The sequence below is a fragment of the Streptomyces sp. NPDC050738 genome (genome assembly GCF_040654175.1).
GTDB lineage: Bacteria > Actinomycetota > Actinomycetes > Streptomycetales > Streptomycetaceae > Streptomyces.
In genome coordinates this window covers 569775-594477 of record NZ_JBFAHN010000003.1, presented here as the reverse complement: position 1 = coordinate 594477, position 24703 = coordinate 569775, and the positions used below count along the sequence as shown (strand labels likewise).

Here is a 24703-nt window from a genome sequence, read left to right as displayed (position 1 = left end):
TGCGACTTGGTGCGCAGAATGAACCATGGGGTTCTGGGGGTACTACATCGTGGGCCGCAGCGACCGGCCACTCGACGAGCTCGGCGCGCTGGCCGATGTGCGCGCCGGGCTCGTGCTGCACGAGGAGCGCCGGGACGGCTGGCAGGTGTGGCGGCGGCCCAGTGACCCGGACGGGGACGCCGGGGACATGGGGGCGCTCGCGCGCGGGGTCGCCAAGGAGACCGGACTGCCTGCGCTCTTCGCCTTCGTGATGGGCGGGGAGTGCGTGGTCGTCGAGGCGGCCGCGCCGGTCGGCGGGTCGTGGTTCGGGTGTCTGGGGCGCGAGGCGATGGCCCGGTATCTGGGGGCCGACGGGCTGGTGCTGGAGGACCTGTTCCTCGGGGCGCGGGAGGCCGCTGTGCGGGCTGTGGAGTGGGCCGGCGAGGCCGGGCTCGCCGCGCAGGAGCGGGCGCTCCTGGACGTACTCCACCTGCGGGAGGGGCCGCCGGCCGAGGAGTTGCTCGACCGGTTCCTGGACCGGCTGGGGCTTGCCAGGCTTTGACCGTACGGACCCTCGCCATCTCGGGGGCGAGCGGGGAGCATGGCGCAGGACCAGGGGGTCCTCATGGATGCATCGCCGCCCGACCCGCGCCGCTGGTGGGGGCTTGTCGTCATCGGTGTCGCGCAGCTGATGGTCGTCCTCGACATGACCATCGTGAACATCGCACTGCCGTCCGCCCAGGCCGACTTGGGCATGTCCGACGGCAGCAGGCAGTGGGTCATCACCGCGTACACGCTCGCCTTCGGCGGACTGCTGCTGCTCGGCGGGCGGATCGCCGACCTGGTGGGCCGCAAACGCACCTTCATCATCGGGCTCGTCGGCTTCGCGGCCGTGTCCGGGCTCGGCGGCGCCGCCTCGGGCCCGGGGCTGCTCTTCGCCGCGCGCGCCCTGCAGGGCGTCTTCGCCGCACTGCTCGCGCCGTCCGCGCTGTCGCTGCTGACCACGACCTTCTCCGATCCCAGGGAACGCGGAAAGGCCTTCGGGGTGTTCGGGGCGATCGCGGGCGGCGGTGCTGCGATCGGGCTGATCCTGGGCGGGGTGCTCACCTCGTATCTGAACTGGCGGTGGTGTCTGTACGTGAACATCCCGATCGCCGCCCTCGCGGTCGCCGGGGCCGTCGTCCTGCTGCGCGACCAGTCGCGGCTCCCCGGCGCGCGCCTCGATGTGCCGGGCGCGATCCTGGGCACGGGCGGGCTGCTCGCCATCGTGTACGGATTCAGCGAGGCGGAGTCCAGGGGGTGGGGCGATACGCGGGTCATCGCCTTGCTGGCCGCGGGAGTTGTGCTGCTGGTGGTCTTCGCGTACTGGCAGGGAAAGGCGAAGGTGCCGCTGCTGCCGCTGGCCGTCGTACGCAACCGGCAGCGGGCCGGGTCGATGCTGACGATGATGATGGCCACCATCGGCATGTTCGGGATGTTCCTTTTCCTGACCTACTACCTCCAGCGGGTGCAGGGCTATTCGCCGGTGCGCACCGGTGTCTCCTACCTCCCGCTCACCGCCGCCATGATCACCGGCTCGACGCAGATCGCGGCCCGGCTGCTCGGGCGGATCAGCGCGCGGACCCTGCTGGTGCCGGGGATGCTGGTCGCCGCGTGCGGGCTGCTGTGGATGGCGCGGCTCGACACCCGGCCGCAGTACCTCAGCCATGTGCTGCCGGGGATCGTCCTGCTCGGCCTCGGGATGGGCGTCGTCTTCATGACGTCGATCTCGACCGCGACGCTGGGCGTCGCGCCGCAGGACGCGGGGGCGGCGTCCGCATCGCTCAACACCGCCCAGCAGGTGGGCGGTTCGATCGGTACGGCGCTGCTGAACACGATCGCGGCGAGCGTGTCCGCCCGCTATGTGAGCCACCACCTGGTGCCACCGGGACCACCGTCCAAGGCTCTGGTCGACTCGGCCTCCGTGCACGGCTTCAATGTCGCGGGCTACTGGGCGGCGCTCGCCCTGCTGATCGGTGCGGCGATCGCGGCCGTCGTGGTGAACGGGCCTGCGACGGCGGTACGGGTGGCGGGTGCGCCGGTGGAACGGGACGCGGTGGAGCTGAAGAAGGGGATGTGACGCGGCCGTTGCGGCGCCTTCTCTACGCTTTGTGGCGGGTTGACCGGCGGTCGGCGCGGCGGGACGCTCACCGGTACCACGCGCTGGGGCGGGGCACCGGAAGGGGGATTTCCGCTATGGAAGTCAATGCGGCCTCGGCCACATTCATCTATGTGCACGGCGCCGGGAACAAGCCGCCGGAGTCCGACCTCAAGCGGGCCTGGGACGCGGACCTGTTCGGGCGCGACATGGGCGAGCGTACGCGGATGGTCTACTACGCCGACCTGCTGCACGACCACCCGGCGGCGATCGCGGCCGACGAGTGCAGCGCGGGCGGTGCGCTGGGGGTGCTCGTGTCGGACGCCTTCGCCGAGACCGCGTCTCTCGAAGACGCCGAGGCGCGCGAGACGTTCGGCAAGATGGCCCCGGAGGGACAGGAGTTCGCCCTCGCCCTGGCCATCGGCGTGGCGGCCCGTGCCGCGAGCACGACCGGACCCGCCCCCGCCGAGGGCGCCCGCCCGGCAGCCGAGGGTGTCGCCGAACTGCTGCCGCTGCCCGCCCCGTTGCGCCGCTTCCTGCTGCGGCAGCTGTTACGGCACCTCATCCCGGACGCCAACGGGTACTTCTTCACCAGTGCCAAGGACAGGATCAAGGAACGTCTGCGCAGCGCCCTCCGCGCCGCGAACGGACCCGTCGTGGTGGTCAGCCACAGCCTGGGCACGATCGTCGCCTACGACGTGCTCAGCGAGACCGCCTTCGCCCGGCGTGAGGTCCCTCTGTTCATCACGTTGGGTTCGCCGCTGGGTTACACCGAGATCCAGGACGTCGTCACCCGGCCCCTGAAGACCCCTGCTCCCGTGAGGCTGTGGGCCAACTTCGCCGACCCGTTCGACCTCGTCACCCTGGACACCACCCTGGCCGACGACTTCAGGGCCGGGTCGAAACCGATCGCCGACATGACGGTCGACAACCCCGCGCCGAACCACCACGCGTCCTGCGGGTACCTGCGGTCCCGTCACGTGCGCAAGGCGGTGGCCGGAGCGCCGGTGTGAGGGCCCTGTGATCACCGGGTTCCAGCGGTGGCGGCGCGGTCACGCCGAGCTGGTCGCGCTGGCCCTCGTCGCCGGTGCCGCAGGCATCGCGCTCATCCTCCTGATGGTGCTGGTGTGGGTCGTCCGGCCCCGGCCGGACACGGTGCCCTACGAAGCCGGGCGGGTGTGCGTGCAGGTGCTCGGCGTCTCGGTCGTGGGATTCGTCGTGGGCGTGGCGACCTTCAACCTGCAGCAGGCCCGCCTGGAGCGGCAGCGCCGGGTCGACCGCATCAGGGCCTCGCGCACCGAGATGCTGGCCGCCTATCACGGTGTCAAACAGGTACGTCGCGTCCTCAGAGCCGAGACGGTCACCGCTGCGGCGCGGACCGTCCCGGTCGATGCGTACTACCGGCTGCTGCAGGAACTGTCCGAGCACCAACTCGTTTTCGAGACGCTGGCCCGCAGCGCCCTGCTGATCGAGAAGTACGTGGACGGCGGCCGGGCGATCACAGTGGAGGAGGCCGGGAGCAGGTGGGGGACCAAGGCGCGCGGGACCGTGACGGCGTCTCTTGCCGGGCACTACGAGAACATCGAGGGCTACCTCAACAGCGTTGTCTCGGAATTCGAGAAGTACTTCCAGGGTGTGCCGAGGCCCGCATACGTCTCATTGACCGGGCCCGGTTTCGTAAGGACAGCGGCCTTCCTCGATGACACGGACGAGTTCAAGGCCGAGGTCTCACGCCGCATCGGAGCCATGCTCCGGGCGTTGGACAGCACGCTCATCGCATCGTCATGAGGCGACCGGGGCCGCCACCCCCCACAGGAGAGGCCCCGGTCGTCTCAACCCGTACAGCGTCAAGAGTGCGTTTTCTGTCACACCGCGCTCTGTCAGTGGCTTGTCGCAGATTGTTGCAAGTTGTACAAGTCGTGGACTTGTGGTGCTCTGGCGTCGTAGCGTGACTGTTCGGATTTGATGCGCGCAGGACAGGTTGAGGTAGTGCTGGGGGACGACGCGGAGCTGACCGCCGCGGTGCTCGCGGCGCAGGGCGGGGGCGAGGACGCTTTCCGGACTGTGTACCGCACTGTGCACCCGCGGCTGCTCGGGTACGTCCGGACGCTGGTCGGTGAGGCGGACGCGGAGGATGTGACCTCCGAGGCCTGGCTGCAGATCGCCCGTGACCTCCAGCGGTTCAGCGGTGACGCCGACCGGTTCAGGGGATGGGCGGCGCGGATCGCCCGCAATCGCGCGCTCGATCACATACGCATGCGGGGGCGGCGCCCGGCCATAGGCGGCGACGAATCCGAGCTCGCCTCCGAGGCGGGGGATTCGGACACCGCGAGCGAGGCGCTCGAAGCGCTCGGCACCGGACGGACCCTGCAGCTCATAGCGCAGCTCCCGCAGGACCAGGCCGAGGCCGTGGTGCTTCGGGTCGTCGTCGGGCTCGATGCGAAGAGTGCGGCGCAGACGCTGGGGAAGCGTCCTGGCGCGGTACGGACCGCGGCGCACCGGGGGCTGAAAAGGCTCGCCGAACTGCTCGGGGCCGAGGGCCCCGACCCCCGTGAGCTCGATGCCGTACCGGCGCAGCGGACACCGCGCCGCGATGCGGTGGCGTCCGGCGGTGTGACGCATTCGCGTGCCTGGACGCAGAAGGACATGTGATGGCCGACGAGCGGTACGAGTGGCTTGACAAGGACGCGGCGGAACGGATGCTCCGCGGCGAGCCGGTCGGGCCTGTCGACGATCACGCTCGGGCACAGGCCGCGCGGCTGCGCGCCGCGCTGGGCGATGTGTCGGCGCAGCACTGCGCGGGAAGCCGCAGGGGTGACCGACTGCCGGGCGAGGAAGCCGCGTTGGCCGCCTTCAGGGAGAGTGCCGGCGACCGGCCCGTGCGCATCGGGCGCGCCGTGGCAGGCGGTGCCGGTGTGCGTTCCGTGCGGTGGGGCAGGCCCGTGCGTTTCGGGGTCGCGCTCGCCGTTGCCGGGTGTGCGCTCGGCGGTGTGGCCGTTGCCGCGGGTACGGGCGCCCTGCCGCTGCCCTTCCGGGGCGGCGACCCGGTGCCCGCCACCTCGGTGTCCGCTGCCGCGACGCCTGGCCCCATCTCGTCGGAGACGCCCACGGGCGGTCGTACGCCCGTCTCGCCCTCGGCCCCTTCGGACACGCACAGCCCCGACACCCCGGACGGCCCGAAGCAGGACCGGGCCGCGCCAGGACCGACCCGGGTGCCGACGCCCGAGTCCACCGGGCAGGGCAGCGAACCCGGCAAGAGCGGGGAAGCCGGCCGGGGCACCGGTGACGGCTTGGGCGGCGCCTGGTACCGCAAGGCGGTCGATGCCTGCCGCGACTACCGGTCCGGGCGGATGGATTCCGCGCGGCGCCACCGGCTCGCCTCGATGGCCGGAGGCGCGCAGAACGTCTCGAAGTTCTGCGAGCGGATTCTGGGCGGCAAGGGCGGCGGCAAGAGCGACGCCGGGAGTGACGCCGGGAGCGATGCCGTCGAGGGCAATGGCAGTGGCAGCGGCAGCGGCAGTGATGACGGGGACGGCGACGGGCGGGGTCTCACGCCACGCGTCTCCTTCGTTCCCGCGCCCTCTCCCACCGCTGTGACCAGCGGTTCTTCCCCCTCCGGCGCGCCGTCGCCGAACGCGTCGGGACTGACCGACCAGTAGGTGTGACACTTTTCGGCTCGGTGACGCAGTACTGAGTGAGCCGATTGGTCATCGGCCGCGCGTGAGCCGGGGTTCCCCCCGTACCTACGGCTCCGCGCACTTGGCGCGGGTGGGTTACGTTCCCCCGATAACCCACCCGCGCCCCTTAAGCCGCCGGCCGCGCGTCGCCGGCCGTACCTCACCAGTAGACGACCACCTTGTCGCCGACCTTCACCTGGTCGAAGAGGGCCGAGATCCTGGCCCGGTCCCTGACATTCACGCAGCCGTGCGAGGCGCCGTTGTAGCCGCGGGCCGCGAAGTCCGCCGAGTAGTGCACCGCCTGGCCGCCGCTGAAGAACATCGCGAACGGCATGGCCGTGTGGTAGATCGTCGAGACGTGGTTGCGGCTCTTGGAGTCCACGCTGAACGTCCCCTCGCGGGTCGGCGTGTACTGCGAGCCGAAGCGCACGTCCATCGTCGAGATCACCTTGCCGTCGTTCACCCAGGACAGGGTGCGGCTGGTCTTGCTGATGCAGAGCACCCGGCCGTGCAGACAGCGCGAGTCGAGCTTGCCCGCCTTGTTGCCCGGCAGCGTCCCGGTCAGCTCGGCCGCGGTCGGCTTCGTCGTCATCGCGAGCAGCTTCTGCCAGGTCACGGTGTCCGTCGCGCCCGTGGCGGCCAGGCCGCGCTTGCCCTGGAAGCCCTTGACGGCGGCGGTGGTCACGGCGCCGTACGTCCCCGTCGGGACGCCGTCGAACCAGGCGAGCTGCCGCAGCCTGGCCTGCAGTTCACGGACCTGGGCGCCCTTGGCGCCGTTCGCCATCAGCACCTTGGGCTTCGGGGCGGGCGTGTGACGTGCCGTGGCGGAAGGGGTGGGCGTGGGGGTGGACTTCGGTGTGGATTTCGGTGTGGCCGTCTTCGTAGGGGTGGCCGACGGCGTGCTGCTCTCGTCCTGGCGTACCGACGGCTTCGCGTCAGGCGTCCCCGTCGCCGCCTGCGCCGTACAGCCCGCTGCCAGGGCGGCGACCGCTGCCGCCGCCAGTCCTCTGCGTATCCGGATCCCCTGCATGTGAGCCCCCTGTTGTCCCCTGCTGCTCTTGGTGTCCCTTTGGACTGATTCCCGCTGCGCGCGGTTGCGAAAGCCAGGACACGATTCGGGTAAGGAATCCCTGTGAGGAAGGTCCCAGCGTGCGGCTCTCCACCCGTCGCACGCCCGCCGCTACAGTCCGTCGCGGGGGCCGGGACTTACCAGTGAGTAGCTGCAAGGCGAGAGGCACAGCAATGGCGCGCGAGACAGAGTCGGGACTGCCGATCGAGCCGGTGTACGGACCGGAGTCCCTGGACGGCTGGGACGCGGAAGAGAAGCTGGGCGAGCCCGGCGCGTACCCCTTCACCCGGGGCGTCTATCCCTCGATGTACACGGGCCGCCCGTGGACCATGCGCCAGTACGCCGGATTCGGGACGGCCACCGAGTCCAACGCCCGCTACAAGCAGCTCATCGCCAACGGCACCATGGGCCTCTCCGTCGCCTTCGACCTGCCGACCCAGATGGGCCACGACAGCGACGCGGTGATCGCGAGCGGCGAGGTCGGCAAGGTCGGGGTCGCCATCGACTCGGTCGACGACATGCGGGTGCTCTTCGGCGGGATCCCGCTCGACAAGGTCTCCACGTCGATGACGATCAACGCGCCCGCAGCCCTTCTGCTCCTGATGTACCAGCTGGTGGGCGAGGAACAGGGCGTCCCCGCCGACCAGTTGACCGGCACGATCCAGAACGACGTGCTGAAGGAGTACATCGCGCGCGGCACGTACATCTTCCCGCCCAAGCCCTCGCTGCGGCTGATCGCGGACATCTTCAAGTACTGCAGGGCCGAGATCCCCAAGTGGAACACCATCTCGATCTCCGGCTACCACATGGCCGAGGCAGGCGCCTCGCCCGCGCAGGAGATCGCCTTCACGCTCGCGGACGGCATCGAGTACGTGCGCACGGCGGTCGCCGCCGGCATGGACGTCGACGACTTCGCCCCTCGTCTCTCCTTCTTCTTCGTCTCGCGTACGACGATCCTGGAGGAGGTCGCCAAGTTCCGTGCCGCGCGCCGGATCTGGGCGAAGGTCATGCGCGAGGAGTTCGGCGCGAAGAACCCCAAGTCGCTGATGCTGCGCTTCCACACCCAGACGGCCGGGGTCCAGCTGACCGCCCAGCAGCCGGAGGTGAACCTGGTGCGCGTCGCGGTGCAGGGCCTGGCGGCCGTTCTCGGCGGCACCCAGTCGCTGCACACCAACTCCTTCGACGAGGCGATCGCGCTGCCGACGGACAAGAGCGCCCGCCTCGCGCTGCGGACGCAGCAGGTCCTCGCGTACGAGACCGATGTGACGGCGACCGTGGACCCCTTCGCGGGTTCGTACGTCGTCGAGAAGATGACCGACGAGGTCGAGGCCGCGGCTCTGGACCTGATGGTCAGGGTCGAGGACATGGGCGGTGCGGTCAACGCGATCGAGCGCGGCTTCCAGAAGTCGGAGATCGAGCGGTCCGCGTACCGCATCGCGCAGGAGACGGACTCCGGCGAGCGGGTCGTGGTCGGCGTCAACCGCTTCCAGCTGGACGCGGAGGAGCCGTACGAGCCGCTGCGCGTCGACCCCGCGATCGAGGCCCAGCAGGCGGACCGTCTGGCGAAGCTGCGAGCCGACCGCGACCAGCCCGCGGTGGACGCGGCGCTCGACGCTCTGCGGGAGGCGGCCAGGGGCGAGGCGAACGTCCTCTACCCGATGAAGGACGCGCTGCGGGCGCGGGCGACGGTGGGCGAGGTGTGCAACGCACTGCGGGAGATCTGGGGGACTTACGTACCGACGGACGCCTTCTGAGGCGTGTAACCGTTTGAACACGCTCCGTGTGTGCAGAATCGTGCGTGAACAGCACATTCTCGACAAGGAGTTGCTTTATGCGCACCCGTCGCTCACTGTCCGCGCTCGTCGGAGCCGCCACCCTCGTCCTCGGGATGTCCGCGGCGGCTGCCGCCGCCCCGGGATCCGCGGGGGGTTCCGCGGCGGCCGACAAGCCCTGTGGGTACTACGCCACGTCCAAGGACTCCTTCTACAACCACTGCACCGGCGACGGTTCGAACGTCGTCATCAAGGTGGACGCGGTGTGGGGCCTGGACTACGACCAGTGCGTGGCGCCCGGCACCACCTGGCTCGACTCGCGGGACCGGGTGCGCAATGCCTGGTACACCGGCCGCACCTGCTGACCAGGGCCTTTTGACCACCGGCTGATACGCGGAGCCGAGTGTCGTACCCCCGTGCGACACTCGGCTCATGTTTGGCGTCATCGACCTTCCGACCTACCTCGCCGGCCTCGTACTGATCGTGCTGCTGCCCGGCCCCAACTCCCTGTACGTGATCTCCGTCGCGGCCCGCAACGGTGTCCGTACGGGGTACAAAGCCGCGGCCGGCGTCTTCTGCGGGGACACCGTCCTGATGACGCTGTCCGCCGCCGGGGTCGCCTCCCTGCTGCAGGCCAACGCCCTGCTCTTCGGGATCGTGAAGTACGCGGGCGCCGGGTATCTGACCTGGCTGGCGGTCGGAATGATGCGGGCCGCCTGGTCGCTGTGGAAGACGCGCAAGGAGCGGATCGCCGAGGCCGCGGGGCGGGAGTCCGAGCCGGCCGTCGAGCGGCCGTACCGCCGGGCGCTGGTGATCAGTCTGCTCAACCCGAAGGCGATCCTCTTCTTCATCTCCTTCTTCGTGCAGTTCGTCGACCCGCACTACGCCCATCCCGCGCTGTCGTTCGTGGTGCTCGGAGCCTTCGCGCAGGTGGCGAGCTTCCTCTACCTCACGCTGCTGATATTCGGCGGCACGCATCTGTCCGCGGCCTTCCGCCGCCGCAAGCGGCTCTCGGCGGGGGCGACGACGCTGGCGGGGGCGCTGTTCCTGGGCTTCGCGGTGAAGCTGTCGCTCAGCAGCGTGTGAGGCCGAGTCGATCCAGGTAGGCGCCGAGACCCGTGGGGTCCTCGCCTGCCCAGCCGATGTAGCCGTCGGGCCGGACGAGGAAGAGGCCCTTTCCGTACGGCTCGTAGGGCTCGGGGGTGCGGTGGACGTGGATGAACTCCGGTTCCAGCGGCGGTAGTTCGGCGTCCGTCGCGACTGCGAGCAGCGTGAAGTGGGGGCCGCGCAGGGCGTCGAAGATACGCCCCTCGCCCAGCGGCCCGTCGGGGGCCCGGTCGCCCGCCTGCAGCGCGCCCGCGCCGCCCTGGGAGAGCGGCCCCTCGCGGTAGCCGATGCCCAGTTGCTGGGTGGCCGCGCCGCGCTTCTGCTCGCCGCGGTGGACGCGGGTCGAGAGGCCGAGCATCTCGACGGCGTTGGGGCGGCGTTCGGCTTCGTACGTGTCGAGGAGCGCGGCGGGCGCGCCGTCCTTGAGGACCCGGGCCAGCTTCCAGCCCAGGTTGTAGGCGTCCTGGATGCTGGTGTTGAGCCCTTGGCCGCCGGCCGGGGAGTGCACATGCGCGGCGTCGCCCGCCAGGAAGACCCGGCCTTCGCGGAAGCGGTCGGCGAGGCCGGTGCGGGGGCGGAAGTCGGAGGACCAGAGGAGCTCGGTCACGTCGTCGGCGCTCAAGTGGGAGCGTTCGGCGACCAGTTGGCGTACGCCCGCGAGGGAGAGGTCGGGGCGCGCGCCGTCCGGGAACTGGGCGACCAGCTGGAAGTCGTCGAGGTGGGGGAGCGGGCAGATGGCGAGGAAGCCCGCATCGGCGGGGAAGACATGCCAGTTGTCGCGGTCGAGGGCGGGGACGCGGACGTCGGCGACCAGCATCGAGGACGGGTCGACGCTCTCGCCGGTCATGGGGATGGAGAGCGCGGCGCGGACGGTGGAGCGTCCGCCGTCGGCGGCGACCAGGTGGGCGGCGCGGACCGTCGTGCCGTCGGAGAGGGTGGCGGTGACGGCGTCGGCGTCCTGGGCGAAGCCCGTGAGGGCGGTGCCGAACGCGACGTCGCCGCCCAGCTCCCGCAGCCGGTCGAGCAGGATCTGCTGGGTGCGCCACTGCGGGATGATCACCGGTCGCCCGGCGTACGGCTCGGCCTCGGTCGCCTCCACCGCCCCGAACATGTCCTTCTCGCCGACGCGCTGCCCGTCCTGCCAGAACATCTGACGCGGCGCGGGCCCGCCCGCCGCCAGGATCTCGGCGACGACGCCGAGGTCGTCGAGGACTTCGAGGGTACGGGGCTGGATGCCCTTGCCCCGGGACCCGGGGAAGAGCCCGTCGGCCTTCTCCACCACCAGGTTGCGTACGCCGCGGCGGGCCAGGTCGACGGCGAGGGCCAGGCCGGTGGGCCCGGCGCCGACAATGAGGACTTCGGTTTCCTTAACGCTGTTAAGTTCCATGATTGGGAGCATGCGCTTAACGCTGTTAAGTTGTCAAGGTGGGTACACAGAAGATCGACCGCGCCGCCGTCGCCGAGGCCGCCCTGCGCCTGCTGAACGAGGTGGGCCTCGACGGTCTCTCGCTCCGCGCCATCGCCAAGGAGCTGGACGTCAAGGCCCCTGCTCTGTACTGGCACTTCAAGGACAAGCAGGAGCTGCTGGACGAGATGGCGACGCTCATCTACCGGCAGATCGCGGCGGACTTCGACCTGGGCGCGTACAGCCGCTGGCAGGACGGCCTGATCGCGTACAACGAGGGCCTGCGCGCGACCCTCCTGCGCTACCGCGACGGCGCCAAGGTCTACAGCGGGGCCCGCTTCACCGGCACCGACCACGCGGTCTCGATGGAACAGCACCTGCGGATGATGACCGGCGCCGGCTTCGAGCTGCGCCAGGCGGTGCTGGCGGGCACGACGTCGTACTCGTACACGATCGGCTACGTCACCGAGGAGCAGGGCGTCCGCCCGATGCCGGACGAGCAGCGCGAGGGATACGACGTCGAGGAACGGGCGCGGCGGCTCGCGGACTATCCGCTGACGGCGGCGGCCGGGCGGGAGATCTTCACCGACTTCGACCGTCGGTTCGGGGAGGGGCTGAGGGTGATCGTCGCGGGGATCGAGGCAACGTACCGCTGAAGCCCCTCACCGCACCCGCAGGAGGGCCTTGCGCAGGCGTGGGGTGAGCAGGTTCTCCACGTAGCGGTTCAGCAGCCAGGCCAGTACGAGCATCGACGCGATCGTCAGTCCGAACGTCGCGGGGGCCGGGATGCCGAAGGTGTGGTGCAGCGTATGGACCGCCACCCAGCCCAGGTGTTCGTGGACCAGGTAGAAGGGGTACGTCAGCGCGCCGGCGACCGTCAGCCAGCGCCAGTTCGCCCAGTGGAAGTGGCCCAGCGCGATCGCGCCGACCATGACGAAGCCGAACGTGACGATCGCGATGATCACCGAGGTGTGGCGGAAGGAGAAGAACGCCGGGTTCGGCTTGTGCCAGGTGGAGAGGACCGCGTAGTGCTGGCCGATCGCCCAGCTCACCGCCACGATGCCCCAGGCCGTGACGTCGCGGCGGTCGCGGTGCAGGAGATAGAGGCCGACTCCGCCGATGAAGAAGGACGCGTACTCCGGCATGAAGACGGTGGTGAGGAGCGGCTGCTTCACCGCTGCGGTGATCGCCGCCGCCAGGGTCCAGCCCGCGCAGAACATCACCACGCGGCGGCGGGTCGCGCCGGGCAGGACGACGCAGATCGCGAACAGGACGTAGAAGCGCAGCTCCGCCCAGAGCGTCCAGCAGACTCCGAGGACGCGGTGCACGCCGATCGGCTGCTGGAGCATCGTGAAGTTCACGACGAGCTCGCTCGGGGCGACCGTCTTGTACGCCACCCACGGCAGCGCGAAGACCAGCGTGACCAGGATGATCGCCGCCCAGTACGCCGGGTAGAGGCGCGCGACGCGTGAGGCGAAGAAGGAGCGCAGCGGGCGGCCCCAGCCGCTCATGCAGATCACGAAGCCGCTGATCACGAAGAAGATCTGCACGCCCAGGCAGCCGTACGCGAACCACTCGGAGAGCGTGGGGAAGAGGTGGCGCGGTGAGGTGCCCCAGGCCTTGGTGATGTCGCCGCCCCGGCCGCCGTAGTGGTACGCGGCGACCATCAGGGCGGCGAGCAGGCGCAGCCCGTCCAGGGCTCGGAGGCGGGTGGCGGGGGCCGACCTCCGCGTCTCGGCAGGCCGGGTCTCAAGGCGTGGCGGCGCTATGGTCATCATTTTCCCTGGGTGGTGCGGCGCAGCGCACGGACCTGGCGTACCACGCGCCGTGCCGTCGCATTGCGCGGCAGGAAGGCGAGTTGGGCGGGGAGCCCGCCGGGCAGCCCGAGCGAGGTGAGCCTGCGCCGCTTGAAGTAGCGCTGGGTGTGCGGTGAGAGGTGGCTGGTGAGGTACTGCTCGGCATTCCGGCGGCGCTCGGGGTAGATCTGCGGCTGCATCATGAAGCCGATGGTGGTGGCCAGGCTGGAGACGTCGTTCAACTCAGGTGTTCGCCCTGTCTCCAGGTCGGGCAGAAGCGCGTCGGCGAGCGTGACAGGGACGCGGTTGCTGTTCTGGTACGGGGAGAGGCGCTCCAGAAGCAGATCGGTGCCCGTGCGGGCCGCCCGCAGTCCGTAGAACTCCTTGGCCGTGAACAGCGCGGTGGAGAAGCAGCCGACGATGAGCGCGGGGCGGAGCCGCTCGTACAGCACCTCGGCGAGCAACGGAGTGTCCAGGACGGTCAGTTCGGCATCGAGCCGTGCCGCCTCCTCCTCCAGCGCGCGGCTGTAGCGGGCCGGGGCGGTGGGGTGCGGTTTGAAGACCACCCTGCGGTGGCCCTCGCGGACCGCGCCTCGCAGCATCCTTACGTGAAGCTGCTCTTCCTCGTCCGGAGTGAGGATGGAGAGCGCTGACAGGTACTGACCCAGCAACATTGCCCCACCGGCAGGGAGTTCGGGCAATTTCGGTGTGGCCGTGCCGATCTCGGCCAGGACCTTGAGGAAGAACTCCGTCTCGACGATCTCGGGTTCCACGCCGAACTCGGTGAGCAGGAGCGGCACGAGACCTGGCACCAGGTCCAGATGCAGCAGTCGGCGAATCCTTGATCCGACCAAGGGATCGATCTTGTTGCGGGTGGGGCCGTAACTCATCAGCCCGTCCGCGTAGATGTCGACGGGCACGCCCGTGAAGATCTGCGCGATCGCGAGTGCCGGATTGACCTGGATGGATTCCAGAGCCAGTTCGATGTCGTCGTCGCCGAGGTCCCAGAGCAGCCGCAGGTGACGCTCCCAGAGATGGCAGTCGTCGGGGCGCGGAGACCAACCGCCGGGGTGGAAAGGCGAGATGGTTTCGTTCCAGGAGAGGACGGAGTCGAATCGGCCGCGGAGCTTCTCGAAGCCCGGCATCTCGTCCACCGACGGCGTGATCTCAGGAATCGCCGCGTTGTTGGAGACCAGCAGGATCCGCCGGCCGGCCTCGGGGAAGGCGCCCGCATCGAGGGCTGCGGCCAGCGTCGCGGCTCCGTACAGGGTGGAGGCGCAGAAGATCTGGGTCGTGCTCATCAGGCAGCCACCGCCGAGGTCGCGAGCGCGCGGCGGCGCAGCCGACGCAGCCGGGTGGAGCGCTGGACGTCCATCGAGTCGAGCGCCTCGTCGAGCACTTGCTGCGGCATCTGTTTCAGCGCGGCTGCCGCCATGCTCTTGAGCCTGCGCAGTACAGCCGGTTCGAAGCGGTCGGCGTTGCTCAGGTGGTGGGCGATGATCGCGCAGTACGTACGGACCGCCTTGGGCAGCATCGTCTCCGCGTCCCGGTCCTGGGCTGTCTCGCGGATCACCTGGTCGAATGCGCGGATGAAGTCGAGTTGCCGTACGTCGCCGATCTGCGTGAGCGAGGACGTGACCCCGCGTCGGTAGAAGACGCCGAGCAGGGAGACCGCCGCGAAGGACTCCGCCTCCCGGTGCAGTCGCCAGATCCAGGGCCGGTCCTCCGCCGTGCGCAGTCCGTCGGTGAAGTGCAGCAGCCCTGCGTCGACCAGGCGCCGGTGGTAGATCCCGGCCCAGGCGTAGGCGTAGTCGACCGAGGTCGAGCGGGTGGCGGGGAGGATCGCTTCGCGTGGGGAGAGGACGATGTCGCGCCGGCCGACCGGAACGCGGCTGACGGTGCGTGCGCGCTCGGTGCACTGGACATGGTCGGTGCGCAGGAAGTCGCAGCCCAACCGCTCGATATGGGCAAGAAGTTGCGGGTAGTAGCCGGGGGCGAGCCAGTCGTCGCCGTCCAGGAAGGTCAGATACTCACCGTGTGCCGCGTCGATGCCGGTGTTGCGCGCCGTCGCCAGGCCGCCGTTCTTCTCGTGTCTGAGCAGCCGGGCTCCGGGCAGCTCGTCCGCCGCCCGCTCCAACAGGGCATATGTCCCATCGGTCGAACGGTCGTCGACGAGAATGAATTCGAAATCGTCTCGCGCATTCGCGTGCAGACTCTTGAGGGTGTCTGGTGCGAATTGCTGGACGTTGTAGAACGGCACAATGACGGAGAGCTTAGGCACCCGCGTGACGCTATGAGTTGGCACGATCCGCATCTCGACCTGCAGGTAGATGTCAGATGAACGACGCACATCGGAACGGTTAATCCGCCTCCACCCGGAGTCGATTCGCCATTCGTAGACATGCTGTTAACCCGCTGTTGCTGTCGCGTTGGGCCGCCAAACGGAATGCCTTTCTAGTTTCTTCCTCGTGCCAGTAAGCAAGAACGAGCCCCTCTCCACCCTCCGCGCAACTCCCCTCCGGGTAGCTGTGATCGCTGACTCCGACACCCGCTGGAAGTGGGGTGCGCTCACCGCCCGCCGCCTCTCCGCGGATCCGGCCGTCCCGGTCGAACTCAGCGGGTTCCTGCTGCGCGGACGCGCCACGCCCACCGCCCGCCAGCTGGCGGAGGTCGGCATCGGAGCCGTGGACGTCCAGGAGTTGACCGGGGCCGCGTTCCTGCGCGAGGTCGAGCGGAAGGCGTACGACGTCGTCGTCCTCGCGCTTGTCGGTGGCGCGGTGCAGGCCATGCTGCACGGGCTCGCGGGGATGGGCGAGCCCGCCCGTCGGCCCGTCGTCGTCACCGGCTATGTCGGTGTCGTCTACGAGAAGCTCGCCGACGGACTCCTCCTGCGCCACGGAGCGGACGTCGTCCTCGCCAACTCCCGCCACGACGCGGACCGTTTCCGCGCGGTGTACGAGGGGGTGGGCGCCGACGCGTCCGCCGTGACCGAGGCCGCGCTGCCCTTCCTGGGCGGGACGCCGTACGAGGGGGAGTCCGCGAAAACCGTCGTTTTCGCCGCCCAGCCCTCCGTCCCCGAGTCCCGCGCCGACCGCACCTACCTCCTGCGCCGACTCGTCGAGCACGCCAGGCTGCATCCGGACCGCGAGGTGCTCCTCAAGCTCCGTTCCCAGCCGGGCGAGCACACCACGCACCTGGAAGAGCTGCCGTACCAGAAGCTCGCCGATGCGATGGATCTGCCGCCCAACTTCCGCCTCGTGTACGGACACATGGGCGACGTCCTCGATCGCACCGACCTCCTGGTCACCGTGTCGTCGACGGCCGCCCTCGAATCCCTGCACCGCCGCATCCCCACCGCCGTGCTCACCGACCTCGGCGTCCGCGAGCCCCTCGGCAACCACCACTTCCTCGGCTCGGGCTGCCTCGCCTCCTGGGCGCAGCTGGATGCGGGCGAGCGGCCGCAGGCCGACGAGCAGTGGCTCGCGGCGCAGGGTGTCGCGGCGGACGGGTCGTACGAGACGGCCTTCGACGCCGTACGCAAACGGGTCGCGCACCTCCTCGCCGAGCCTCAACTCCCGCCGCTGGCCCCCTACTACACCCCCACCACCGCGCCCGGATACCTCCCCGGCATCCTCGCCCGCTACCGCCTGGACGCCGCCCCGGCCCCCGAGGCCACCGGCCTGCGCCGCGTCGTGCGCGAGGCGATGCGGAACGCGGCGCGCGGTGCGTACCGCCACGGCGTCCAGCGCGTGGCCCCCGTCATCCGCCGCATGGGAGAACTGTGATGCCCGCGAAGAAAGTCCTGGCCGTGATCCCCGCCCGGGGAGGCTCCAAGGGCGTACCCGCCAAGAACCTCGCCCCGGTGGGCGGCGTGCCGCTGGTCGCCCGCGCGGTGCGCGCCTGCCGGGACGCGCGCCTGGTCACCGATGTCGTCGTCTCCACGGATGACCCGGCGATCGCCGAGGTCGCACGGGCCGCAGGGGCCGAAGTCGTCGCCCGGCCCGCCGAGTTGTCGGGCGACACCGCCACCAGTGAGGCAGCCGTACTGCACGCGCTGGAGTCGTACGCCGGCACCGACGTCGTCCTCCTCGTCCAGGCGACCAGCCCCTTCATCACCACCGCCGACATCGACGGGGTGGCGGCCGCGGTCGCCGAGGACGGCGCCGACAGCGCGCTGACCGTCGCCGCATCCCACGGCTTCCTCTGGCGCGAAGGGCCGGTGGGAGAAAAGGCGGAGGGGGAAGGCGAGGACAGCCGCGGCGTCAATCACGACAAGGCCTTCCGCCCCCGCCGCCAGGACCGGCCCCAGGACTATCTGGAGACCGGCGCCGCGTACGCCATGGACGTCGAAGGCTTCCGCGCCGCAGGACACCGCTTCTTCGGGCGCACCGATCTCGTACGCACCGATCCCGCAAGGGTGTTGGAGATCGACGACCCGCACGACCTGGCCCGCGCCCGCGCCCTCGCCCCGCTCCTCGACAGCGTCGCCGGCGCCCTCCCCACCCTCGACGACATCGACGCCGTCGTCCTCGACTTCGACGGCACCCAGACCGACGACCGCGTCCTCATCGACTCCGAGGGCCGCGAACTGGTCGCCGTACACCGCGGCGACGGGCTCGGTGTCGCCGCCCTCCGCGACCGCACCGACCTGCGCCTGCTGATCCTCTCCACCGAGCAGAACCCGGTGGTGGCGGCCCGCGCCCGCAAGCTCCGTATCCCCGTCCTGCACGGCATCGACCGCAAGGACATCGCGCTCAAGCAGTGGTGCGACGAGCAGTCGATCAGCCCCGAGCGCGTGCTCTACGTCGGCAACGACGTCAACGATCTCCCCTGCTTCGCCCTTGCCGGCTGGCCGGTCGCGGTCGCCGACGCGCACGACGTCGTACGCGGCGCCGCCCGCGCGGTGACCACCACCCCGGGCGGCGAGGGGGCGATCCGCGAGATCGCCGCCTGGCTGCTCGGCCCGACGCTCAACACGCCCCACATGTCACACACCCTCAACACCCCCACTCAGTAAGGAAACAGAGACATGAGCTCCACCCGCCTCCGCACCCTCGGCACCAAGACCGCAGGCCCGGGTCAGCCCGTGTACATCACCGGCGAGATCGGCATCAACCACAACGGTGACCTGAACAACGCCCTCGCCCTCATCGACGTGGCCGCCGACGCGGGCTGCGACGCGGTCAAGTTCCAGAAGCGCACGCCCGAGATCTGCACCCCGCGCGACCAGTGGGACATCGAGCGCGACACCCCCTGGGGCCGGATGACGTACATCGACTACCGCCACCGCGTGGAGTTCGACGAGGCCGACTACCGCGCCATCAGCGAGCACTGCGCCAAGCGCGGCATCGACTGGTTCGCGTCCCCGTGGGACACCGAGGCCGTCGCGTTCCTGGAGAAGTTCGACGTCCCCGCCCACAAGGTCGCCTCCGCGTCGCTCACCGACGACGAGCTGCTGCGCTCGCTGCGCGAGACCGGCCGCACGATCATCCTCTCCACCGGCATGTCGACCCCGCGCCAGATCCGTCACGCGGTCGAGGTCCTGGGCAGCGACAACATCCTTCTCTGCCACGCCACTTCGACGTACCCGGCGAAGGCCGAAGAGCTCAACCTGCGCGTCATCAACACCCTCCAGCAGGAGTACCCGAACGTCCCGATCGGCTACAGCGGCCACGAGACCGGCCTGCAGACCACCCTCGCCGCCGTCGCCCTCGGTGCCGCCTTCGTCGAGCGCCACATCACCCTCGACCGCGCCATGTGGGGCTCCGACCAGGCCGCCTCCGTCGAGCCGCAGGGCCTGCAGCGCCTGGTCCGCGACATCCGCACCATCGAGGACGCGCTCGGCGACGGCATCAAGAAGGTGTACGACTCGGAGCTCGCCCCCATGAAGAAGCTCCGCCGTGTCGCAGGCGTCGTCGCCGAGGGCAACGACCGCGAACCCGCAGGGGTCTGATCCACCGCATGCCGCATTTTCCCGGGGGCAGCCCCCGGACCCCCGGCCGAATGTCCAGGCCGGGGGAGTTGCCCGGAACGTTCCCGCGAGGTGTATCCCAGTGAGCCGAGCTGCCGCCCCCACCACGCTCGCCTTCGTAGAGAGCCCAGTCCAGCTGCTCAACCTTCTGGAGTGGGCCCACGCGAACACCGCGGCCACGGCCGGTGACCTGACCGTGATCGTCCTCTCCCCGCTCGACCCCATGTCACGTGGCCAGCTCCGCCGTATGGCCGAACTGGCGCGCGGCGAGGGCCTGTCGGTGCGCTGGGAGGAGGCGCGTGGTGGGGCGGCAGCACCGTTCAAGACGATCGCCTCCCTCGCCCCGCTCCTGCGCAGGACCCGCCGTATCGTCATCGGCGACCCGTTCTCGCGCTACGTACAACTGCTCCTGTCCATCACCAGCTCCCGCGACCTGGTCGTGGTCGACGACGGCACGGCGACCATGGAGTTCCTCGCCCAACTCGCCGCCGGCCAGCCCCTCACACGCTGGCACCGCAAGGGCCGCAGAGGCCCCCGCGACCTCCTCTTCGCCCCTACGGCATCGGCGGCACGCCGCCGCCTGACCCCGTCGTCGCGCCGCAGCGTCGAGGTCTTCAGCTCGATGCCGCTGGAGGGTGCACCGCCCGAACTCCGCACCACCCACAACGACTTCGCCTGGACCCGGTCCCGTTTCGGACCGCCGCGCATCACGCGTACGGCTGACCTGGTCGGCACGTCGCTGGTCGAGACGGGCGTGGTCGACGCGGACAGCTATCTCGCCGCGGTCCGCACCCTGGCCCGCACCCACAACGCCACGCGCTACTTCGCACACCGCCGCGAGGCCACCGACAAACTGCACCGCCTGCACGCCGAGACCGGCCTGGAGATCGTCCGCCCCGACCTCCCCCTGGAGCTGATCGCCCGCCGCGGCCCGATCGGTCACACGGTCCTGAGCTTCCCCTCGACGGTGGTGCACACGCTGCCGCTGGCCCTCGCGGGAACCCCCGTGAAGATCGCGGTCTGCACCATCGACCCCTCCTGGCTGACGGAGACGGCCTCCCCGCGGGCGCAGGGTTTCCTGTCGGGGGTCACGGGGACGGCGCGCGACGTACAGCACCTGGCGCCCATGCCGATGCATCCCTAGGCGGCCTCAGCCGGTCGTGGCGCGGCCGATCCGCTTCTCGAACCAGTGATGGGCGTACGGCTCGTCGTTGAAAGCGGGCACCTCCTGGAAGCCGCAGGAGTGGTAGAGCCCGATCGCCGCGGTGAGCGCCCTGTTGGTGTCCAGGCGCAGTACGCCGAAGCCGCGTCGGGCGGCGCGCTCCTCCAGCTCGGCCAGGAAGCGGCGGCCGAGCCCGAGGCCCCGGGTGCCGGGGTCCACCCACATGCGCTTGATCTCGGCCGGCGCCCCGTCCGGCAGCTTCAGGCCCGCACATCCGACGGGCTCGCCGTGCAGCCGTGCCACCAGGAACAGCCCGTGCGGCGGGCGGAGTTGACCGGCGTCGGGCAGCAGGCTCCTGGCCGGGTCGAAGCCGGTGTCGAAGCGTTCCTGCAGCTCGGTGAAGTAGGCGCGGAGGCAGTACCGCGCATCGGGGTGGTCCGGGTCGACGACGTCCATCGTGACCGTCGAGGCGGTCAGCAGCCGGTCGACCTCCGCCATCGCGCCGACGAGCCGGGCGCGCTGGGCCGCGTTGAGCGGCGCCAGCAGCGCACCGGCCAGTGCGTCGCTGCGGTTGTCGAGCAGGGCGCGCTCGGCGCGTCCGGCCCGGGTGAGTCGTACGGTACGTACCCGCCGGTCGGCGGCCCCCGGCTCCACGGTCACCAGACCGTCGGCCTCCAGGGCGCGCAGCAGCCGGCTGACGTACCCGGAATCGAGCCCGAGCCGCTCGCGCAGCCATCGCACGTCCTGCCCGTCCGCACCGATCTCCCAGATCAGCCGCGCCTCGCCGATGGGGCGCGAGAGGCCCAGGTAGTGGTCGTGGAGCACGCCCACGCGCTCGGTGACGGTGCGGTTGAACTGCCGTACCTGCTCGACCTGTTGGGGCTTCATCGCATCCATTCTCTGACTTTAGTCAGAGAATGGTGCGCGCGGCCCTCCATTCTTGACAGCCTCCGCGATCTGCTGCGCCGCCTGGGCCGGCGTGATGTGCGTGGTGTCGACGACCTCGGCCTCCTTGTGCAGCCAGGTGCGGGCCGCCTCGGCGTAGGGCTCCAGGTATTGCATACGGAAGTCGGAGGGACCCAGGTCAAGATCCCCGTCGATGCGCCCGCGCAGGGTGTCTTGATCGGCGTGCAGCACGAAGTGCCTTACAGGGATGTCGTATTGGGCGAGACCCGCGCTGATCTCGCGCCAGTACTCCTCGACCAGGACCGTCATGGGCATCACCAGGGTGCCGCCGGTGTAGTCGAGCACGCGGCGGGCGGTCTCGACCACCAGCGGGCGCCACGGCGGCCAGTGCTGGAAGTTGCCCGTCCAGGGCAGGCCCGGCTTGATGTCCATGAGCGTCTCGCCGACCTTCTCGGCGTCGAACACCCGTGAATCCGGGAGCAGTTCCTGCACCAGTGCACTCGTCGTCGTCTTGCCTGCGCCGTGGGTTCCGTTCAGCCATACGATCATGGGGCCCGAGACTAACCCCTGGCGCCTAGCCCAGGACGGCCGGCCGCAGCACCTCCTCGCACCACTGGCGGAAGCTGGTGGGCGCACGGTCGGGGGTCGTCGGTGACATGGCTCCGTAGAAGCCCTGCTCCTCCAGGGCGTCCGTCATCTCGGCCAGCCCCTGCGCCCAGGCCTCGCTCGCGCCGAAGCGCAGCATCGTCGCCCGGTACTCCCCGCTGGTGGACCGCCGCACGCGCACCGTACGGCCGAGCACCTCCGAGACGGTCTCCGCCATGCCTTCGGGGGTCAGGTCGTCGGGTCCCACCATCGGGACGTCGGCCTGACCGGTCCAGGAGTCGTCGAGCAGCAGCCTGGCGGCTTCGGCGCCCAGGTCGCGAGTGGTGCAGGTGCGCAGGACGTGGTCCCCGTCCGCCGCCAGGTTGAAGGCGCCTGCGGTACGGATGGACTCGGCCTGGCCCAGCAGGTTCTCCATCAGGAAGGGCGGGCACAGTGCGCGGTAGTGCACGCCCGTGGCCATGATCCCTTCGTCCATGGCGAGGGATGCCGAGATCATCCCGGCGTTCTTCGCGATGCCCCGGCCCAGGGTGGAGACGCTGACGACCCGCTCGACACCGCCGTCCGCGATCACCTTGCGCAGGGGGTCGGTGAAGGCGCGGAAGTGGGCCTCGACGCTGTCGGTACGGGGGTCGGGCGGCGCAAGCCAGAACACGCGGTCGGCGCCTGCGCAGGCCTCGGCCAGGAGGGCGGGGTCGGCGTGCGAACCCCGTACGACCTCGGCGTTCTCGCGTACGTGGGGCGGCAGACGGTCGGGGTCGCGGGCGATGACCCGGATCGATGCCGCGGAGGCGAGCAGGTGGTCGACGACCTCGCGGCCGATCTGGCCGGTCGGAGTGGTGACGACGATCATGACGGACTCCAGAGAAGAGGCAAGGGGGTGGATACCTCCGAGCCTGCTGCCTGGTACCTCCGAACTGAAGGACCGATCCGCTCGCGCTTGTTACCCTGAGGGCAATACCGAATCGTGGGAGCCGAAGGAGGCAAGGGATGGAATCCCGTCCGCTGCGCTACTTCGTCGCCGTCGCCGAAGAGCTCAACTTCGCCCGCGCCGCCGAGCGCCTCGGCATCTCGTCGCCGCCGCTGTCCCGCGCGATCAAGCAGCTGGAGACGGAGCTGGGCACCGTCCTCTTCGAGCGGACCACTCACAGCGTGACACTGACCCCGGCCGGCGCGGTACTCCTCGCGGAGGCGCGCATCGCCCTGGACGCGCTGCAGGCGGCCGGCCGCCGTGCCCAGCGTGCGGCGGCCACGGAGCCGAAGCTGGTGCTGGCGGTCAAGGCCGACGGGGACGCGGGCCTCCTCGAACCGATCCTGGCGCGGTACGCGTCCGGGCCCGCCGCCGTCCCGGTCGCCGTACGCCTGTGCAGCTGGCAGGAACAGCCCCGTCTCCTGCGGCGCGGCGAAGCCGATGTGGCTCTGGTCCACGAGCCGTTCGACCACACCGGCCTCGACGCCGAACCGCTGATCAGCGAAGCGCGCGTGGTGGCCCTCGCCGCCGACCACCCGCTCGCCGCCCAGGACCGCGTGACGCTCGCCGACCTCGGCCTGACGTCCGACACGGTGATGCGCTTCATCGAGGAGACCCGCAAGGAGGGCCGCGACCTGGCCCAACTCCTCACCCTGGTGGGCCTGGGCGGCCCCACACCGCTGCTGCCCGCGTCCGTTGCCGCCCGTTATCCGCGCCCGGGCGTCGTCTTCCGGCCCCTCAAGGACGCACCGCGCGTATCCCTCGCGATCGCCTGGCCGCAGCAGTCGCGCTCGACGGCGACGGCGGATCTGGTGCGGGCGGCGGAGGCCGTTGCCGAGGACAGCGGGCCGCGGCCATAGGGCACCAGGGGGTGGGTGAGTAGCGCGTGCGGCAGAGATGAGCCCGCGTACCCAAGCGCGCGGGGCGGCCTGCGGGAACGATGGACGCATGAACCCAACCACCCCGCCGGCCCCGAACCACGCACCGTGGCAGCCCCCGCAGCCCCCGCGCAGCGGGCGAACCGCCCTGACGGTGCTGGCAGCCGTGCTGTGGATGATGACCATGACGGCCGTTGCCTGGTTCGCCTTGGTGGTGGCCCTCAACCTGCTCACCGCCTCGGAGACCGGTGACCCTGCCGGAGCCATGGCGCTCCAGTTCGTCACGATCGTCGTGGGCGGCGCGGCAGTGCTGCTGGCGGTGGCGTTCGCACCCGGAGTCCGCAGACTCTCCCCGGAAGCGCGACTGGTCCTCCTGGGGTGCCTGGCCTGGTCGGTGCCTGCTGTTCTCCTGGTGTCGGGCTACTTCGGCTGAGGCACGGGGTTCACCATGCGGTCACGTTGAGGCGGTACTCGTTGCGGGGCTCGTCGCGCAGGGAATGTGCCAGCTCGGCGACGCTCTCCGCCTGGGTCGTGGACAAGCCTCGGGCCGCCCAGAGGAGCGCAGCGGCGTCCACGGCCTCCTGGGCCGCAGGCGCCGGCGACTCGGACAGAGCGACGCCGGTCAGCCCGGCCAGTTCGCGGGCGTCGACCCCCAGCAGGCTGGCGAAGTCGGCGACCAGGCGAGGGGTCAACTCCTTCCGATCCGCGCCGATCACGGTGTAGGTGGACGCCGACAGATACGAAGGCGTCAGGACGGCAAGGACGTGGGCCAGGTCCGATCTGCCGAGGTTCCGGTACGAGGCCATGCGGATGAGCCGGCCGCCCGGGCGGTCGGAGAGATTCCCGTACTGGTGCGGGGAGAAGGGTGAACTGCGCTTCTCCCGCGGCAATGAACGGATGAGCCGGAGCACCTCCTGCCGCCCTGCCGATGGGAGATGGACGGCGTCCATCACGATGCGCGCCCCCCACCGGCCTGCGGCGGCATCCAGCGGCGCCAGATCATCCGGGACCTGGAGCCCCGCGAGAATGAAGAGATCGGCAGCGTGGAAACCGAGCGCGGGCGCAAGCTGCCGAAGCAGCTCCGGGCCGGGGATCGACCCCGCGCAGACGGCGCGGATGTCGTCCGCGGTGGACTCTGCGCGCTCGGCCAACTCCCGCGCATCGAGCGCTCTGTGGTCGAGCAGCCATGCCAGCATCGTGCCGAACTCAAGGGGCTCCGTCATGTGTGCAGATTACTGAGGGAGAGACGGGAACCCCCCGTCGCCCGCATC

Annotated in this window: 25 protein-coding genes; 16 read left to right on the top strand and 9 right to left on the bottom strand. The window is 70.4% G+C overall.

Annotated features, from left to right (window positions below; genetic code table 11):
* The first annotated feature begins 25 nt into the window (after positions 1-25).
* The 6 genes from AB0H78_RS10920 to AB0H78_RS10895 all read left to right on the top strand — a co-directional run bounded on the left by AB0H78_RS10920 (position 26) and on the right by AB0H78_RS10895 (position 5775).
* Positions 26-541, top strand: coding sequence for a hypothetical protein (locus tag AB0H78_RS10920; RefSeq protein WP_363233946.1), 516 nt, complete (start codon positions 26-28; stop codon positions 539-541).
* 63 nt (positions 542-604) lie between these two features.
* Positions 605-2098, top strand: coding sequence for an MFS transporter (locus tag AB0H78_RS10915; protein ID WP_363233945.1), 1494 nt, complete (start codon positions 605-607; stop codon positions 2096-2098).
* Between the two features lie 116 nt (positions 2099-2214).
* Positions 2215-3129 carry a hypothetical protein gene (locus AB0H78_RS10910; RefSeq protein WP_363233944.1) on the top strand — a complete coding sequence of 305 codons (915 nt, stop codon included), beginning with the start codon at positions 2215-2217 and terminating at the stop codon, positions 3127-3129.
* A gap of 7 nt (positions 3130-3136) precedes the next feature.
* Complete coding sequence (locus tag AB0H78_RS10905; RefSeq protein WP_363233943.1) at positions 3137-3904, top strand: hypothetical protein; 768 nt, start codon at positions 3137-3139, stop codon at positions 3902-3904.
* Positions 3905-4105: 201 nt separating this feature from the next.
* On the top strand, positions 4106-4768 hold the full coding sequence (locus AB0H78_RS10900; RefSeq protein ID WP_363233942.1) for an RNA polymerase sigma factor: 663 nt from the start codon (positions 4106-4108) through the stop codon (positions 4766-4768).
* Positions 4768-5775 (top strand): hypothetical protein, encoded by a 1008-nt coding sequence (locus AB0H78_RS10895; protein ID WP_363233941.1) that lies wholly within the window; start codon positions 4768-4770, stop codon positions 5773-5775. The genes AB0H78_RS10900 and AB0H78_RS10895 overlap by 1 nt, the downstream gene beginning before the upstream one ends.
* Before the next feature lie 178 nt (positions 5776-5953).
* On the opposite strand, the gene AB0H78_RS10890 is transcribed toward AB0H78_RS10895, so the two are convergent.
* Positions 5954-6823, bottom strand: coding sequence for a L,D-transpeptidase family protein (locus AB0H78_RS10890; RefSeq protein ID WP_363233940.1), 870 nt, complete (start codon positions 6821-6823; stop codon positions 5954-5956).
* 212 nt (positions 6824-7035) lie between these two features.
* Here AB0H78_RS10890 and AB0H78_RS10885 point away from each other — a divergent pair, with 212 nt between their 5' ends.
* The 3 genes from AB0H78_RS10885 (at position 7036) to leuE (ending at position 9720) form a co-directional block, all read left to right on the top strand.
* Positions 7036-8616 carry a methylmalonyl-CoA mutase family protein gene (locus AB0H78_RS10885; RefSeq protein ID WP_363233939.1) on the top strand — a complete coding sequence of 527 codons (1581 nt, stop codon included), beginning with the start codon at positions 7036-7038 and terminating at the stop codon, positions 8614-8616.
* 77 nt (positions 8617-8693) lie between these two features.
* Complete coding sequence (locus tag AB0H78_RS10880; protein ID WP_363233938.1) at positions 8694-8999, top strand: DUF6355 family natural product biosynthesis protein; 306 nt, start codon at positions 8694-8696, stop codon at positions 8997-8999.
* 67 nt (positions 9000-9066) lie between these two features.
* Positions 9067-9720 (top strand): leucine efflux protein LeuE, encoded by a 654-nt coding sequence (gene leuE, locus AB0H78_RS10875; protein ID WP_363233937.1) that lies wholly within the window; start codon positions 9067-9069, stop codon positions 9718-9720.
* On the opposite strand, the gene AB0H78_RS10870 is transcribed toward leuE, so the two are convergent.
* Positions 9707-11128, bottom strand: a complete 1422-nt coding sequence (locus tag AB0H78_RS10870) for an FAD-dependent monooxygenase (protein WP_363233936.1) — start codon at positions 11126-11128, stop codon at positions 9707-9709. The genes leuE and AB0H78_RS10870 overlap by 14 nt on opposite strands.
* Before the next feature lie 38 nt (positions 11129-11166).
* Between AB0H78_RS10870 and AB0H78_RS10865 the strand changes: the two genes are divergently transcribed.
* Positions 11167-11802: a TetR/AcrR family transcriptional regulator C-terminal domain-containing protein gene (locus AB0H78_RS10865; protein WP_363233935.1), complete on the top strand. Its 636-nt coding sequence runs from the start codon at positions 11167-11169 to the stop codon at positions 11800-11802.
* 6 nt (positions 11803-11808) lie between these two features.
* Here AB0H78_RS10865 and AB0H78_RS10860 read toward each other — a convergent pair whose 3' ends face one another.
* The 3 genes from AB0H78_RS10860 to AB0H78_RS10850 are packed head-to-tail and all read right to left on the bottom strand — an operon-like array spanning position 11809 to position 15223.
* On the bottom strand, positions 11809-12921 hold the full coding sequence (locus tag AB0H78_RS10860; protein ID WP_363234116.1) for an acyltransferase: 1113 nt from the start codon (positions 12919-12921) through the stop codon (positions 11809-11811).
* Positions 12921-14243 (bottom strand): polysialyltransferase family glycosyltransferase, encoded by a 1323-nt coding sequence (locus AB0H78_RS10855; protein ID WP_363233934.1) that lies wholly within the window; start codon positions 14241-14243, stop codon positions 12921-12923. The genes AB0H78_RS10860 and AB0H78_RS10855 overlap by 1 nt, the downstream gene beginning before the upstream one ends.
* Positions 14243-15223, bottom strand: a complete 981-nt coding sequence (locus tag AB0H78_RS10850) for a glycosyltransferase family 2 protein (RefSeq protein WP_363233933.1) — start codon at positions 15221-15223, stop codon at positions 14243-14245. Before AB0H78_RS10850 ends, AB0H78_RS10855 begins: the two co-directional genes overlap by 1 nt.
* 187 nt (positions 15224-15410) lie before the next feature.
* Here AB0H78_RS10850 and AB0H78_RS10845 point away from each other — a divergent pair, with 187 nt between their 5' ends.
* From AB0H78_RS10845 to AB0H78_RS10830, 4 genes are all read left to right on the top strand, one after another.
* Positions 15411-16727, top strand: a complete 1317-nt coding sequence (locus AB0H78_RS10845; protein WP_363233932.1) for a DUF6716 putative glycosyltransferase — start codon at positions 15411-15413, stop codon at positions 16725-16727.
* Positions 16727-17959 (top strand): acylneuraminate cytidylyltransferase, encoded by a 1233-nt coding sequence (locus AB0H78_RS10840; RefSeq protein ID WP_363233931.1) that lies wholly within the window; start codon positions 16727-16729, stop codon positions 17957-17959. The genes AB0H78_RS10845 and AB0H78_RS10840 overlap by 1 nt, the downstream gene beginning before the upstream one ends.
* Positions 17960-17971: 12 nt before the next feature.
* Positions 17972-18895, top strand: coding sequence for an N-acetylneuraminate synthase family protein (locus AB0H78_RS10835; RefSeq protein WP_363233930.1), 924 nt, complete (start codon positions 17972-17974; stop codon positions 18893-18895).
* A 94-nt stretch (positions 18896-18989) separates the two neighbouring features.
* Positions 18990-20057: a hypothetical protein gene (locus AB0H78_RS10830; RefSeq protein WP_363234115.1), complete on the top strand. Its 1068-nt coding sequence runs from the start codon at positions 18990-18992 to the stop codon at positions 20055-20057.
* 6 nt (positions 20058-20063) lie between these two features.
* On the opposite strand, the gene AB0H78_RS10825 is transcribed toward AB0H78_RS10830, so the two are convergent.
* From AB0H78_RS10825 to AB0H78_RS10815, 3 genes are read right to left on the bottom strand one after another with little or no spacing between them, the layout of a single operon-like run.
* A complete protein-coding gene (locus AB0H78_RS10825; protein WP_363234114.1) occupies positions 20064-20963 on the bottom strand; it encodes a bifunctional helix-turn-helix transcriptional regulator/GNAT family N-acetyltransferase in 900 nt (299 codons plus the stop codon).
* Between the two features lie 18 nt (positions 20964-20981).
* Positions 20982-21530 (bottom strand): ATP-binding protein, encoded by a 549-nt coding sequence (locus tag AB0H78_RS10820; RefSeq protein WP_363233929.1) that lies wholly within the window; start codon positions 21528-21530, stop codon positions 20982-20984.
* 25 nt (positions 21531-21555) lie between these two features.
* Positions 21556-22437: an NAD(P)H-binding protein gene (locus AB0H78_RS10815; RefSeq protein WP_363233928.1), complete on the bottom strand. Its 882-nt coding sequence runs from the start codon at positions 22435-22437 to the stop codon at positions 21556-21558.
* Between the two features lie 137 nt (positions 22438-22574).
* Between AB0H78_RS10815 and AB0H78_RS10810 the strand changes: the two genes are divergently transcribed.
* A complete protein-coding gene (locus AB0H78_RS10810) occupies positions 22575-23414 on the top strand; it encodes a LysR family transcriptional regulator (protein WP_363233927.1) in 840 nt (279 codons plus the stop codon).
* 88 nt (positions 23415-23502) lie between these two features.
* On the top strand, positions 23503-23865 hold the full coding sequence (locus AB0H78_RS10805; protein WP_363233926.1) for a hypothetical protein: 363 nt from the start codon (positions 23503-23505) through the stop codon (positions 23863-23865).
* Between the two features lie 10 nt (positions 23866-23875).
* Here AB0H78_RS10805 and AB0H78_RS10800 read toward each other — a convergent pair whose 3' ends face one another.
* Positions 23876-24655 (bottom strand): hypothetical protein, encoded by a 780-nt coding sequence (locus AB0H78_RS10800; RefSeq protein ID WP_363233925.1) that lies wholly within the window; start codon positions 24653-24655, stop codon positions 23876-23878.
* Between the last annotated feature and the right edge of the window lie 48 nt (positions 24656-24703).